The organism is Pseudomonas sp. AC070 (assembly GCF_979258635.1).
The window spans coordinates 3,993,439-4,007,812 of the sequence record NZ_OZ409871.1; the positions used below are offsets into that span (position 1 = coordinate 3,993,439).

At 60.2% G+C, this 14,374-nt stretch carries 13 protein-coding genes; 5 read left to right on the forward strand and 8 right to left on the reverse strand.

Translation table 11 applies throughout. The features are described 5' to 3' along the window. Positions 1-10: 10 nt before the first annotated feature. On the reverse strand, positions 11-220 hold the full coding sequence (locus ACZZ0Q_RS17910; protein WP_110616040.1) for a cold shock domain-containing protein: 210 nt from the start codon (positions 218-220) through the stop codon (positions 11-13). Between the two features lie 405 nt (positions 221-625). Here ACZZ0Q_RS17910 and plsB point away from each other — a divergent pair, with 405 nt between their 5' ends. Then, positions 626-3,109 carry a glycerol-3-phosphate 1-O-acyltransferase PlsB gene (plsB, locus tag ACZZ0Q_RS17915; protein WP_463541348.1) on the forward strand — a complete coding sequence of 828 codons (2,484 nt, stop codon included), beginning with the start codon at positions 626-628 and terminating at the stop codon, positions 3,107-3,109. Positions 3,110-3,266: 157 nt separating this feature from the next. Here plsB and ACZZ0Q_RS17920 read toward each other — a convergent pair whose 3' ends face one another. Beyond that, on the reverse strand, positions 3,267-3,662 hold the full coding sequence (locus ACZZ0Q_RS17920; protein WP_463541347.1) for a hypothetical protein: 396 nt from the start codon (positions 3,660-3,662) through the stop codon (positions 3,267-3,269). A 112-nt stretch (positions 3,663-3,774) separates the two neighbouring features. Further along, positions 3,775-4,359, reverse strand: a complete 585-nt coding sequence (gene mdaB, locus ACZZ0Q_RS17925) for an NADPH:quinone oxidoreductase MdaB (RefSeq protein WP_463541346.1) — start codon at positions 4,357-4,359, stop codon at positions 3,775-3,777. A gap of 161 nt (positions 4,360-4,520) precedes the next feature. Between mdaB and ACZZ0Q_RS17930 the strand changes: the two genes are divergently transcribed. The 3 genes from ACZZ0Q_RS17930 (at position 4,521) to ACZZ0Q_RS17940 (ending at position 6,333) form a co-directional block, all read left to right on the forward strand. Further along, positions 4,521-4,838, forward strand: a complete 318-nt coding sequence (locus ACZZ0Q_RS17930) for a putative quinol monooxygenase (protein WP_463541345.1) — start codon at positions 4,521-4,523, stop codon at positions 4,836-4,838. A 108-nt stretch (positions 4,839-4,946) separates the two neighbouring features. After that, positions 4,947-5,561, forward strand: a complete 615-nt coding sequence (locus ACZZ0Q_RS17935) for a Yip1 family protein (protein ID WP_463541344.1) — start codon at positions 4,947-4,949, stop codon at positions 5,559-5,561. Between the two features lie 82 nt (positions 5,562-5,643). Further along, positions 5,644-6,333, forward strand: a complete 690-nt coding sequence (locus ACZZ0Q_RS17940) for a DUF4197 domain-containing protein (protein WP_463541343.1) — start codon at positions 5,644-5,646, stop codon at positions 6,331-6,333. A 56-nt stretch (positions 6,334-6,389) separates the two neighbouring features. On the opposite strand, the gene ACZZ0Q_RS17945 is transcribed toward ACZZ0Q_RS17940, so the two are convergent. Together ACZZ0Q_RS17945 and ACZZ0Q_RS17950 are read right to left on the reverse strand one after the other, a co-directional pair. After that, positions 6,390-9,470: an efflux RND transporter permease subunit gene (locus ACZZ0Q_RS17945; protein WP_463541342.1), complete on the reverse strand. Its 3,081-nt coding sequence runs from the start codon at positions 9,468-9,470 to the stop codon at positions 6,390-6,392. 6 nt (positions 9,471-9,476) lie between these two features. Continuing rightward, positions 9,477-10,580, reverse strand: a complete 1,104-nt coding sequence (locus ACZZ0Q_RS17950; RefSeq protein WP_463541341.1) for an efflux RND transporter periplasmic adaptor subunit — start codon at positions 10,578-10,580, stop codon at positions 9,477-9,479. A 94-nt stretch (positions 10,581-10,674) separates the two neighbouring features. Between ACZZ0Q_RS17950 and ACZZ0Q_RS17955 the strand changes: the two genes are divergently transcribed. Next, entirely contained in the window at positions 10,675-11,313 is a 639-nt protein-coding gene (locus ACZZ0Q_RS17955; RefSeq protein WP_122492715.1) for a TetR/AcrR family transcriptional regulator, read from the forward strand. A gap of 79 nt (positions 11,314-11,392) precedes the next feature. Here ACZZ0Q_RS17955 and ACZZ0Q_RS17960 read toward each other — a convergent pair. The 3 genes from ACZZ0Q_RS17960 to ACZZ0Q_RS17970 form a co-directional block, all read right to left on the reverse strand. Continuing rightward, a protein-coding gene (locus ACZZ0Q_RS17960; RefSeq protein ID WP_463560811.1) for an IS3 family transposase occupies positions 11,393-12,765 on the reverse strand; the annotation gives its coding sequence in 2 pieces (ribosomal slippage) (positions 11,393-12,286 and positions 12,289-12,765; 1,371 coding nt in all). Between the two features lie 104 nt (positions 12,766-12,869). Beyond that, positions 12,870-13,649, reverse strand: a complete 780-nt coding sequence (locus ACZZ0Q_RS17965; protein ID WP_463541340.1) for a class I SAM-dependent methyltransferase — start codon at positions 13,647-13,649, stop codon at positions 12,870-12,872. 44 nt (positions 13,650-13,693) lie between these two features. After that, positions 13,694-14,362 carry an extensin-like domain-containing protein gene (locus tag ACZZ0Q_RS17970; protein ID WP_463542299.1) on the reverse strand — a complete coding sequence of 223 codons (669 nt, stop codon included), beginning with the start codon at positions 14,360-14,362 and terminating at the stop codon, positions 13,694-13,696. Positions 14,363-14,374: the final 12 nt, after the last annotated feature.

Genomic DNA, 14,374 nt, shown 5'->3' on the forward strand with positions numbered 1-14,374 from the left:
ACCGGAGCATTCAGCCTTTGGTTACGTCCTCGGCCTGCGGGCCCTTTTGACCATCGATTACAGCAAACTCAACGCGATCGCCTTCATTCAGGGACCGGTGGCCTTCGCCGCGAATCGCGCGGTAGTGAACAAACACATCGGCGCCACTTTCACGCTGAATGAAGCCATAGCCTTTGGAATCATTGAACCACTTAACGGTTCCTGTCTCGCGTTCAGCCATTACTACTTTCTCCAACTCGCATTTTTTATGTCCTCTCAAGGAGGAGTCGACGGATCAGCGGCGGCACGCCTCAAGCGAAGCGGCGCCGGCTGATTGCGTAAGCACAAAGCCTGCCAAGCAATTTCCGCCAAAGCGCCACACATCCCGTGATAGAGCGCTCCAGCCGCTTTTTAAGTCAGGTACGCACGTACGAAAAAGAGGTTCAGCCCAGCCTCGTCTGTGGGCATCGGTAACATTTCGGTGCGCGTTCGAAGGATCAGCCCCCGCTTGCGGCATGCGGCGTAACCCCGCCTCTGTGGCGCGCCCAAACGACGGTGGCTCGCCTGCCAGATGCCTTTTGCCGCCGGCCCCTTCATACGGCAAACTAGCGTCCCCGAGCCGAGGCTCGATTTCGACAGACTTTGTATGACCCGCTCCCCGTTTCGCCGTCTTGTCTTCGGTACCTTGCGCCGCCTGCTGTATCTCTGGGTGCGCTCGGAAACCATCAACCAGTCCGCCTTCACCCTTAAGCTCGACCGCAGCAAGCCGGTGCTCTATGTGCTGCAACAGCCGTCGCTGAGTGACTTGGCGGTGCTCGACAGAGAGTGCACCAAGGCCGGCCTGCCGCGCCCGGTGGTGCCGGTGGCCGTTGGCGATCTGATTGAGCCGGCTGCATTCTTCTACCTCAACCCCGAGCCGGGTTGGCTGGGCACGCCGAGCAAGCCCGGCACCTCGCCGACGTTGGTACGCCTGGTCGGCGCGCTGAATCAGCATGCCGTGGAAGACGCGCAAATCGTGCCGGTGAGTGTGTTTTGGGGGCAGTCGCCCGACCGCGAAACCAGCCCGTGGAAGCTGCTGTTTGCCGACAGCTGGGCCGTGACCGGGCGCCTTCGCCGCCTGGTGAGCATCCTGATTCTGGGGCGCAAAACCCGCGTGCAGTTCTCGGCGCCTATTCACCTGCGCGAGATCGTGGCGCAAGACAAAGGCCACGAGCGCACCCTGCGCATGGTGCAGCGCATCTTGCGGGTGCACTTCCGTAACCAGCGCGCGGCCGTCATCGGGCCAGACGTCTCGCACCGTCGCAATTTGGTGAAAGGTCTGGTGCACGGTCCGTTGGTGCGCCAAGCCATTGCCGAGGAAGTGGAGCGCGAGAAAATCTCGCCGGCTAAAGCTGAAGCTCTGGCGCTGCGCTATGGCAATGAAATCGCCTCGGACTACACCTATACCGCCATCCGTTTCCTGGAGCTGGTGCTGAGCTGGTTCTGGAACAAGATTTACGACGGCATCAAGGTCAACCACATCGAGGGCGTGCAAGACGTAGCGCAGGGGCACGAGGTGATTTACGTGCCGTGCCATCGCAGCCATATCGACTACTTGCTGCTCTCCTACCTGCTGTTCCGCAACGGCCTGACGCCGCCGCACATTGCGGCCGGCATCAACCTGAACATGCCGGTCATCGGTAGCCTGCTGCGTCGTGGCGGCGCCTTCTTTATGCGCCGCACATTCAAGGGCAATCCGCTGTACACGGCGGTGTTCAACGAATACCTGCACACCTTGTTCAGCAAGGGCTTCCCGGTTGAGTACTTCGTCGAAGGCGGTCGCTCGCGCACCGGGCGCATGTTGCAGCCCAAGACCGGCATGCTGGCGATCACCTTGCGGAGCTTCCTGCGCTCCAATCGCCTGCCGGTGGTGTTTGTGCCGGTGTACATCGGCTACGAGCGTGTGCTGGAAGGCCGCACGTATTTGGGCGAGCTGCGCGGTGCGAGCAAGAAGAAAGAGTCGATCTTCGATATTTTCAAAGTCATCGGCGCGCTCAAGCAGCGCTTTGGCAGCGTGTGGGTGAACTTCGGCGAGCCAATCAAGCTGGCCGAATTCCTCGATGCCGACCAGCCTGGCTGGCGCGAACAGGAACTGGGGCCGCAATACCGCCCCGAGTGGTTGAGCGACAGCACCCATCGGTTGTCCGAGCGCGTGGCGCAGCACCTCAACGAAGCGGCGGCGGTGAACCCGGTGAACCTGGTGGCGCTGGCGTTGCTGTCTACCAGCAAGTTGGCCCTCGACGACCGCGCCCTCACCCGCGTGCTCGACCTGTACCTGACGCTGCTGCGCGCTGTGCCGTATTCGCCGCACACCACGCTGCCCGAGGGCGACGGCCAGGCGCTGATTCAGTACGTGCAAGGCATGAAGCTACTCGCCGAGCAGAAAGATTCGCTGGGCAAGATTCTGTATCTGGATGAGCAGAACGCCATCCTGATGACGTACTACCGCAACAACGTGCTGCACATTTTCGCCCTGCCGGCGTTGCTCGCCAGCTTCTTCCAGAGCAGCGCGCGCATGAGCCGCGAGCAGATTCTGCGCTACACCCGCGCGCTGTATCCGTACTTGCAGTCGGAGCTTTTTATCCGCTGGAGCGTGGATGAGCTGGAGCCGGTGGTGGATCAATGGCTGGCAGCGTTTGTGGAGCAAGGGCTGCTGAAGTTCGAAAACGACGCCTACGTGCGCCCGGCGCCGAGCTCGCGCAATTTTGTGCTGCTGACGTTGCTGTCGCGCGCCATTGCGCAAACCTTGCAGCGTTTCTACATGGCCACGGCGCTGCTGCTTAATGCTGGACAGAACACCATCAGCGCCGAGGAGCTGGAAGACCTGTGCACGGTAATGGCGCAGCGCTTGTCGATTCTCCATGGCCTGAATGCCCCGGAGTTTTTCGATAAGAGTCTGTTCCGCCACTTCATCCAGACCCTGCTTGATCAAGGCGTATTGCGTCAGGACCAGGCCGGCAAGCTCAGCCACCATCCGCTGCTTAACGAGCTGGCTGAAGGCGCCGCCAAGCGCGTGTTGCCGGCAGAGATTCGGCTGTCCATTCGCCAGGTGGCGATGGATCGCAGCGAAGATTTGGTGGACGGGTTGTAAGGGTTTGGCAGAAATGAAAAAGGGAGCGCGGGGCGCTCCCTTTTTTTGCCTGTAGTTCACCTTGTGCAGGGATCGCGGCTGAAGCCGCTCCTACAGAAATCGGGGTGTCTGTGGAAGAGGCTTTAGCCGCGATTCCTGCAAACGCCCCGCTTGGCGATCAACGCGGCAAACGCTGATTGCGGCGCAGGTCGATCATGTCCTGATGCGTACAGGTCAGCGGCGAAGCGCCGGTCAGGTCGTAGCAGGTCTGGCCGAATTTCATTGGCCAATAAATGATCGCGAACGGTGGCCAGAAAATCGAGCCGACCCGGAAGCGCGAACGCAGTTTGCCTTCTTGCAATAGGGTGCCGTTGTCGTCGGTGATTTTGTACGGAATACCACCCGCAGCACTCCAGGCGAACGGACGGGTTTTGATCAGCCCTTGGTTGTACTGGGTGTCGCGTTTGTAGATTTCGACTTTGCTGTGCTCAGGCAGCTTGAAATAGGCAGCGGTGGAGCAACCACTCACCAGAGCGGCCAGCGCCAGCGCGCCGGCAATACGGGAGAATTTCATTGCGCGGAATGTCCTTATAGTCGCCGCCTGGAACGTTGGCGGGCGCGCATAGTGCCAACCTGCCACCTGTATTGCCAGCCCTCCCGTCTCCTGGCACTTACGTGCTGCGCGGTCAGGCCTTGAACACGCTCGCCAAGTGCTGCTCGTAACGAGCGATATCACCTTCCACGTTCGGACGCTTCATCACATCCACGCTGAGAAAAGTCGGCAAGCCGGTCATGCCGAGGAACTCATTGGCTTTGTGAAACGGGAAATACACCGCGTCCACGCCTTTGCCTTCGAAGAAATCGGAGGGGTCGTCGAAGGCTTGCTGCGGGGCGTTCCAGGTGGCGGAAATCATGTACTGCTTACCGTGCAGCAAGCCGCCGCTGCCGTATTTTTGCGACGCATCGGAACGGGTGCGGCCGTCATTGGCGTAAAGGCTGCCATGGCCTTCGGTGAACACTTCGTCGATGTACTTCTTCACCGTCCACGGCGCGCCCATCCACCAGCCCGGCATTTGATAAATGATCACGTCGGCCCAGAGAAACTTTTGCACTTCGTCGGCCACGTCGTAGCCGCCATCGATGAAGGTTTCGCCAACATCAAAACCGGAGCGATCGAGAAAGCTCAGCGCGGCGTCGTGCAGGGTCTGGTTGTAGCGGCCATCAGAGTGGGCGAATTGCTTGCCGCCGTTAAGCAGAAGGATATTTTTCACGGGGAGAACCTCGGTGAGTGAGTCGATGGCCGGCAGACTACCGGCCTCACGCGAGGAGAAAAACCGCCCGGAACGCAATTGATATTTGCTCAAGAAGCATGAATCGGTGATCGACTCCCCATTTAAACTGCAGCAATCCACACCACTTCGGAGCGACTCACATGAGCGACCAACCCTACGGTTTTATCCTGCACGCTTACACAAAACCGGAAATGTCAGATGCCTTCGAAGCGCTGTTTAGCGCCTACGTTGAACCCAGCCGCGCGGAACCGGGCTGCATCGAATATCACATGCTGCGCGACGCCCAAGACCCCACGCTGTTCATTTTCTATGAGATCTGGCAAAGCAAAGCGCACCTCGACGTGCACTCGGCGCTGCCGCATATGCAGCGTTTCACTGAGACGCGCATGGACTATCTGACGCGCGATTTCGACATTCGCCCCGTGGTCATGCTCAGCCCATCGTCTGCCAACCGTTGAGCCCGAAGCGGCAAAAACTCTTGAAACCCTCAGCGCAGGTCGCGTCTAAACCTGTAACCGGTCGGCATCCATCGATACGTCGCACCGATCTGCGCGAGGACCCGAATGATGAGTACGCACCTGATCAAACTCTTCACCCAGCCGGACCGCGTCTGGACTGAAATCCGCAAGGAAGAAGAGCAGAAACCCCGTAACTACTGGCCCCATCTGATTTTTCTTGGGCTGATTCCGCCCTTCGCCCTGTTCATCGGCACCACCCGTGTGGGCTGGAGCCTGGCGGAGAACGAGACCGTTCGCCTGACCGCCGACAGCGCCCTGGCGCTGAGCGCCATCATCTATGCCGCTACCCTGGTCGGCACCGCGCTGATGGGCTTTTTCATTCGCTGGATGTCACGCACGTTTGCGACGCGTCCGACGTTAAACCAATGCATCGGCTTCGCCGCGTACACGGCCTCGCCGTTGTTTGTGTCCGGTCTGGCGGGCTTGTACCCGAGCCGATGGCTGGCGGTATTCGTGCTGTTATCCGCCTGCGCGTACTCGACGTTCCTGCTGTACGTGGGTCTGCCGACCTTTATGCGCAATAACCAGAAGCAAGGCTTCCTGTTCGCGTCCAGCGTGTGGGGTGTTTCCGTTTTGACGTTGGTGACCGTGCTGGTGTCGGCGATTCTCTATTGGTACTTCTACCTGCCGCCCGAATACCTGCGCGGCCCGATGGGGCAATAACCGTCGTCAACACACCGCCCGGGTTTGCCTGGGCGGTGCGCTCAGCTAAGCTCCGGCCATTCACCACAATAGGAATGCGCCCATGCTTCGCTCCACTGCCACCTTCACCACCCTGCTCGCCGGCATTGCGCTTTCTGCGCAGGCGTTCGCGTTGTCCATTAGCGACCTCTCGCAAACCGACGCCAGTAGCGGCCTTAAAGATGCTCTGACCCAAGGTGCGCAAATTGCCGTGAAAGAACTCGGCAAGCCGGGCGGCTTCAGCAACAACGACGAAGTGCGCATCGAGTTGCCCGGCAATCTGGGCAAGGCTGCCAAGGCCATGAAAATGATGGGTATGGGCGCGCAGGTCGACCAACTTGAAACCAGCATGAACAAAGCCGCCGAAGCCGCGGTGCCGCAAGCTCAGGCGCTGCTGGTGGATGCGGTGAAGAAAATGACCGTGGCCGATGCCAAAGGCATTCTGGCCGGCAAGGATGACGCCGCCACTCAGTACTTGAACAAAAGCAGCCGCGAGCAGATTCGCGCCAAGTTCCTGCCCATCGTCAAGCAAGCCACCGATCAGGTGGGTCTGGCCAAGCAGTACAACGCCTTCGCCAGCCAGGCCGCCAGCCTCGGCGCTGTGGACGCGAAAAGCGCCAATATCGAAAACTACGTCACTGAGAAAGCGCTTGATGGCCTGTTCGAAATGATCGCCAAACAGGAAGCCACCATCCGCGAAAACCCGGCGGCAGCGGCAACCAGCCTGGCCAAGAAAGTGTTCGGCGCGCTGTAAGCCGCGCCCACGACAGCCAGAAAAAAGCCCGGCCAATTGGCCGGGCTTTTTTGTTTCTACTCGGCGACCTTCTCTTCCGGTCGCACCTTGAACCACGCGGCATACAAAGCCGGAAGGAACAACAAGGTCAGCGCCGTCGCCACAATCAGCCCCCCCATGATCGCCACCGCCATCGGCCCGAAGAAGGTACTGCGCGACAGCGGAATCATCGCCAGCACCGCCGCCAGTGCGGTGAGCACTATGGGACGGAAGCGCCGCACCGTGGCGTCGATAATGGCGTGCCAGCGGTCATGGCCGGCGTTGATGTCTTGCTCGATCTGGTCCACCAGAATCACCGAGTTACGCATGATCATGCCGGACAAAGCGATGGTGCCGAGCATGGCCACAAACCCGAACGGCTGGTTGAACACCAGCAGGAACAGGGTCACGCCGATCAGGCCCAGCGGCGCGGTGAGAAACACCATGGCCGAGCGCGAGAAGCTTTTCAGCTGCAACATCAACAACCCCAACACCACCACGATAAACAGCGGAATACCGGCGTTCACCGAGTTTTGGCCACGGGCGGAATCTTCCACGGTGCCGCCCACGTCGAGCAGGTAACCGTCGGGTAGTTTGGCGCGCACGTCGCTGAGGGTCGGCAGGATCTGTTTGACGATGCTGGCCGGCTGTTCCTTGCCGTACACATCGGCGCGCACCGTCACCGTCGGCAGACGATCGCGGTGCCAGATAATGCCTTCTTCAAAGCCGTATTTGAGCGTGGCAATTTGCGACAGCGCCACGCTCTGGCCCGTGTCGGTTGGCACCGACAGGCTTGGCAGCAACGCCAGTTGTTGGCGCTCACGCACGGTGCCGCGCAGCAGAATTTCGATCAACTCGTTGTCTTCTCGGTACTGGCTGACGCTGTTGCCCGACAGTGCGCTTTGCAGGAAGGTCGACAGGCTGGCACTGCTCACGCCCAGGGCGCGAGCGCGCTCCTGATCAATGCTCAGGTACACGACTTTGCTCGGCTCTTCCCAGTCCAGATGCACGTTGGTGACGTGTGAATTTTCGCGCACACGGTCCGCCACTTCACGCGCCAGGGTGCGCACTTCATCAATGTGCTCACCCGACACCCGGAACTGCACCGGATAGCCCACAGGCGGGCCGTTTTCCAGGCGCGTGATGCGGGTGCGCAAGGTCGGGAATTCGTTGGCCAGGGTTTCGATCAGCCATTTGCGCACGGCTTCGCGGTCTTCGATGGTCTTATTCAGCACCACGAATTGCGCGAAGCTGGCGGCCGGCAGTTGTTGGTCCAGCGGCAGGTAGAAACGCGGCGAACCGGTGCCGACGTAGGCCACATAGTTGTCGATGCCGGGGTGATCTTTAAGCAGGCTTTCCAGATGACGAACCTGCTCCTCAGTGGCCTTCAACGACGCGCCTTCGCTGAGTTTCAAATCGACCATCAGCTCCAGTCGCCCCGAAGACGGGAAGAACTGCTGGGGCACGAACTTGAACATAAAGATCGAGCCGGCAAACAACGCCAGGGTCAACACGATTACGGTTTTGCGATGCCCCACGCACCATTCGACAACCCCGCGCACACGGCGGTAGAACGGCGTCGAGTACGGGTCGTGGCCGGCGTCGCTGCCGCCGTGTTTGGCGGCGTGCAGCTTGGCCAGATCGGGCAGTAATTTTTCGCCGATATAGGGCACGAAAATCACCGCGGCAATCCACGACACCAGCAGCGCGATGGCCACCACCTGGAAGATCGAGCGGGTGTATTCGCCGGTGCCCGATTGCGCGGTGGCGATTGGCAGGAAGCCGGCCGCCGTAATCAACGTGCCGGTCAGCATCGGGAAGGCGGTGCTGGTCCAGGCGAAACTCGCGGCTTTAAAGCGCGAGTACCCCTGCTCCATTTTGATCGCCATCATCTCAACGGCGATGATCGCATCGTCCACCAACAACCCCAGCGCCAGCACCAGCGCGCCAAGGGAAATTTTGTGCAGGCCGATGCCCAGGTAGTACATGGCCGTGAACGTCATGGCCAACACCAGTGGAATCACCAGCGCCACCACCAGACCGATGCGCAAACCCAGGGAGAAGAAGCACACCAACATCACAATGGCCAGGGCTTCGACCAGCACCTGAACGAACTCGCCGACGCCGGTTTTCACCGCCGCGGGTTGGTCCGAGACCTTGCTCAGCTGCATACCGGCCGGCAGCGTTTGCTGCATACGGGCGAATTCTTTTTCCAGGGCGCTGCCCAGCACCAGAATGTCGCCGCCGGGTTTCATCGACACGGTCAAGCCAATGGCGTCCTGGGCCATGAAACGCATGCGCGGCGCGGGCGGATCGCTGAAGCCACGGTGCACTTCGGCGACATCGGAAATACGGAATGTGCGGTCGCCGATCCGGATCGGAAAGGCTTTGATCTCATCCACCGACTCGAAGCGCCCGGTCACGCGCAACTGAATACGGTCTGACGGCGTTTCGAAAAAGCCCGACGAGGCCACGGTGTTCTGTTCTTCCAGCGCTTTTTGCACGGCCGCCATCGGCAAACCGAGGGTCGCGGCTTTGACGTTGGAAAGCTCGATCCAGATTTTCTCGTCTTGCAGTCCGAGCAGGTCGACCTTGCCCACGTCCTTAACGCGCTGCAGTTGCAGCTGAATGCGGTCGGCGTAGTCCTTGAGCACGGCGTAGTCGAAACCCTCGCCGGTCAGTGCATAGATGTTGCCGTAGGTGGTGCCGAATTCGTCGTTAAAGAACGGCCCCTGAATGCCTTGCGGCAAGGTGTAGCGGATGTCGCTGACCTTCTTGCGAATCTGGTACCAGAGCTCGGGAATGTCGCGGGAATTCATGGAATCGCGGGCCATAAAAGTGACCTGCGATTCACCCGGGCGCGAGAACGAGACAATCTTCTCGAACTCGCCGGTTTCCATCAGCTTCTTCTCGATGCGCTCGGTCACCTGCCGCGACACTTCTTCAGCGCTGGCGCCCGGCCAAAGCGTGCGCACCACCATGGCCTTGAAGGTGAAGGGCGGGTCTTCGCTCTGCCCCAGTTTGGTGTACGACATGCCGCCGACAAGGGCCAGCAGCAACATCAGGAACAGCACGATCTGCCGATTGCGCAGCGCCCATTCGGATAGGTTGAAGCTCATCCGTGTTTACTCCTGCGCTGCCAGTTTGACCGAGCGATTGGCGTGGTCCACCGGCCGGACTTCCTGGCCTTCACGCAGTACTTGAACACCGGCGGCGACTACCCAGTCGGTGGCTTGCAACCCTTCGAGCACCGGCACCTGGTCTTCGCCATACGGGCCGACCTTGACGCTGCGGCGAGTGAGTTTCGCGGTTTTCGGTTCCACCACCCATACGAAGGGTTTGCCGCCTTCGGCACTCAGCGCCGAGAGCGGAATGGCCAGCGGCACCTCCCCGGCCACCGGCACGAATACGCGCGCGCTCTGGCCGAGGTCTGCCAGCACTTTGTCGGCGGTAAAGGAAACGCGGGCGGCGTAGGTGCGCGATTGCGGATCGGCCGCTGGCGACAGTTCGCGAATGCGTGCGGGGTAACGGGTATCGGGGCGCGACCAGAGTTCGACGAACACCTCTTGGCCAATGCTGAAGCGCTCGATGCTGTGCTCCGGCAGGCTGATCAGCACCTCACGTTCGCCATCGGCGGCCACGGTGTAAACCGTTTGCCCGGCGGCGACCACGTTACCCACTTCAACCAGACGCCGCGCCACCACGCCCGATTGCGTCGCGCGCAGCACCGAGTAGCCGGCCTGGTTGTTGGAGACATCAAATTCAGCCTTGGCCTGCTTCACCCGCGCTTCGCCGGCGCGGTAGAGGTTTTCGGCGTTGTCGTACTGCGAGCGGCTGGCCATCTGCCGATCAAACAAGGTTTTGTACCGGTCACGTTCGCTGCGCACCAACTGCAGGTTGGCGGTCGCGGCGGCCACTTGTGCGCGCTGAGCTTCCAGTTGCAGTTGCACGTCTTGCGGATCCAGCTCGGCCAGCGGCTGGTCCTTCTTCACTCGCGCGCCTACATCAACCAGTCGTTTGGTCACTTTGCCGCCGATGCGGAAGGCCAAATCCTGCTCCAGTCGGGCCCGCACTTCGCCAGGAAAGGTGTCGGCGGTTTCGCCGGCAGGCTGGGGCTGAACCACCAGGGCCGGACGCGGAGGAGTCTTCACTTCCTCAGCGGAGCCACAAGCAGCGAGCAAAACAACAAGCGAAACGGGCAAGGCGAGTGGCAGGACATGGCGGAACATGATGTAAGACCTTTCGCGAATTAAGGCTTTGAATAATTGTACTGGGCGGTATAGTAAAAATAGCAAACTCGCCAGTCCAGTAATAAAACGCGAAATGTCAGACAATCTATTACCGCCAAGCGGACCCGGTCGTCCGAAAGACCTTACAAAGCGCGCCGCCATTCTTGATGCCGCCAAGAACCTGTTCCTGCGTCTGGGTTACGACGGTTGCAGCATGGATGCCATTGCCGCCGAGGCCGGCGTTTCCAAGCTCACGGTGTACAGCCACTTCACCGACAAAGAGACGCTGTTCTCCATGGCGGTGCGCGCCAAGTGCGAAGAACAGATGCCGTTGGTGATTTTCGAGCTGCTGGAAACCGCGCCTATCGAAACCGTGCTGCTGAATGTTGCCCAGGCCTTTCATTGCTTGGTCAGCAGCCGCGAGTCCATCGAACTGCACCGCGTGATGATTTCCCTAGGCAGCCAGGACCCGAAGCTGGCGAAGATGTTTTACGAGTCCGGTCCGAAGGTCGTGCACGACGAAATGGCCGGGTTGCTGAGCAAGGCCGATCAGTTAGGGAAATTACGCATCGAGAATCCGGAGCTGGCCGCCGAGCATTTTCTTTGTCTGCTCAAGGGTGGCATCAACTTCCGACTGCTGATTGGCTGCAATGCCGAAGACGAGCTGTGCTCCACCGAGGAGCAGATTGCCGACGCGGTGGCGATGTTTGTGCGGGCTTATTTGCCGCGTTGAATTAAAGAATTAAAAGCTCGCGGCTGAAGCCGCTCCTACAGGAGTGTGAAGTGCGCCCCAAAAGTTGGACACGTACTGGTTAAGCCATGACGGCCTTTGCTCTGTAAGCAACAGGGCTGAGGCCGCCTAGCTTCATCTTGATCCGATCATGGTTGTAGTAACGGATGTATTCGTCCAGCCCGGCTTGCAGCTGAGCGACGTTATCGAAACGCTCGCGGTAGAAGTACTCCGACTTAAGCGTGCCAAAAAAGCTCTCCATTGTGGCGTTGTCCAGGCAGTTGCCTTTGCGTGACATGCTTTGCTTCAGGCCTGCTTTTTCCAAGCGCTCCCGGTAGTCAGGATATTGGTAGTGCCAGCCCTGATCTGAGTGCAGCAGCGGTTTTGCCGTCTCGGGCAGACCTTCAAGCGCTTGCTCCAGCATGCGGCCTACCAAGGCGTAACGTGGTCGGGTGTCGGTTTGATAGGCAACGATTTCGCCGTTGAACAGGTCCAGCACCGGGGACAGGTAAAGCTTTTCGCCGGCCACTTTGAACTCGGTTACGTCCGTGACCCACTTCTGGTTTGGCTGGTCCGCTTCAAACTGACGGGCCAAAACATTAGGCGAAGCCTTGCCGACCAAGCCCCGATACGAGCGGTACTTTTTCGGTCGCACCGTGCACTTAAGATTTAGATCGCCCATGAGGCGCCGCACCGTTTTGCTGTTAACCATCTGGCCAGCATTACGCAACGCAGCGGTCATTCGGCGATAGCCATAGCGCCCCATATGCTCCTCCTGAACGCTCTGGATAGAGGCTTTCAGAGGCGCGAACCGATCTCCGGTGTTCATCAGATTGAGCTGGTAGTAATACGTGCTGCGCGCCAACTGCGCGACTTCAAGCAGTTCTTCGAGCGAGAAATGATCACGCAGCTCGGTGATCAACTTCGTTTTTTCTTTGCTGCTTTCTCCTGCCTTTTCTTCTCCTCCCTGTGCTCCTTGAGCTTTTTTAGCCAGGCGTTCTCCACTTGGAGCTTGCGTAGCTTGAGCAGCAACTCAGCATGCGAAAGATCTTCATCGCTTGTGGTTTCAGGTGCAGAGGGCTTGGCGGGAGGTAGTGTCATAACGGCGGGCGGTCCTTTCCTGGCTGACTCCAGGGCTTCAAAGCCGCCACTGTAATACTGCTGCTGCCATATGCCCACTTGGGTTGAATTACCCAAATTGAAAGCCGCGGCCACGCAACGAAAAGAAAGATTTTCACGCCACATCTGCTGAAGAACAGCGAGCTTGAACTCTGCGCTATAGCTGACTGGCCGGGCCCGCAGGCTGGCATCGCCATGCAACCGGTAGGCTTCTACCCAACGCCGAAGCAGGGTGGGATCTAGCTGGAATTGCTCAGCAATAAAGCGAAAGCCTCGGCCTCGCTCAAGGAAGGCGGTGATAACAGACAGCTTGAAATGCGTTGTGTACTTGCTCATGGAAGAAGCCCCAAAGGTTGGATGGGTGTCCAACTTTTGGGGCGCACTTCAGTGTGCTGGCCGTAGGAGAGGCTTTAGCCTCGATTCCTGGAAACGCCATCACCTCAAGGCTTGAGCGCTTTTTTCGGGTAGATGTCGTAGCGGCTCGATTTGCCGTCCAGCGCATAGCTGGGCTTGGTGCCAGCGATGATCGGCGCCTTGCGCGGGCGTTTGACCACCACGCGGTGAGTGGCCAGCGCCAGCGCCGCTTCGAGTAGCGCCGGGGCATCGAGGTCGTCGCCCACCAGCGGGCGGAACAGGCGCATTTCCTTTTTCACCAGCGCGCTTTTGTCGCGATGGGGAAACATCGGGTCGAGGTAAATCACCTGCGGCGCCTCCCCTTCCCAGGTTTGCATCACCTCAATGGCGTTGCCGACCAGCAAGCGCATCTGCGCCACAATCGGGCCGACCTCTTCATCGCCTTTGGCTCGCGCCAGGCCGTCTTCAAGCAACGCAGCAATCAGCGGCTGACGCTCGATCATCGCCGTCTGGCAACCCAGGCTCGCCAGCACAAACGCATCACGCCCCAGACCCGCCGTGGCGTCCAGTACCGACGGCCGCACGCCCGGTTGCACGCCCACCGCCTTGGCGATCATTTGCCCCGTGCCGCCGCCAAACAAGCGTCGATGCGCCACCGCGCCTTCGACGAAATCGACCCGCACCGGCCCAGGCGCCTGCGGCCCGAGATCGGCCAACTGCAAACCGCTTTCGCCCAGTTGCAAGGCAAAGTCAGCCTCACCTTCCAGGGGCAAACCCAGGCGCACGGCCCACTGCGCAGCGGCCTCGGTAAAGGCCGGCGCCAAAGCTTGGGCACGCACTACAACGCTGGGAATGTGATCGCTCATGGACAGGCGGCTCGTAATTAAGGGGCGCGGCATTCTGCCAGAGCCTAGCGACAGAGGCGAAACGTGCCCATGTCGAGGTGGAAATGGTCGTGATGCGCGGCGTTGTAATCCGGGCTCAGGGTGACGTTGAACGCTTTGCAGCCGGCGTCGCGGGCCAGGCGCAGAAAGCGCGCCTCGTCATCGTCGCCGTTCCAGTCCCGCGCAACGGTAATGCGGCGGCCGTCGGCCAGACGGAAACCGGCGATGTCCAGGGCATTGGCGCTGGCGTGCTGGCTGCGCCGTGAGCTGTTGCCGATGTTGCGGCAGGCGAAGCTGCCGAGATGGTCGATGCGCGTCACCGCCTGGCCGTACACCGCTTGCGCGGCTGGTTGCAGACCGTGGCGTTCGTACATTGCCAAGGCCACGGCCAGCGGGCAGGTGGCGATAAAGTTGCTGCTGAAGGCCAGTTGCGAGCCTTGCACGCGGACCACGTTACTCAACGGACAATTGGCCGTGGCGGCATTGTCGGCCAAGGGTAAAAACCGCACCGGCGAGGTGGCCAAGGCTTGGGCGCAGAGCTCACGGTCCTGGCCCAGACGCATCATCTTCCACGGCGTCAGCCAGTTCGGCGCCAGACGCACGTCCAGCGGCGCCCATGGGTTCCACTGTGGCGGCACTTGCCACCAGCCGCGCCACACCGCGAACGGCGCGGCGCCCAGAACCACGATGACGATTAACAATTTGAG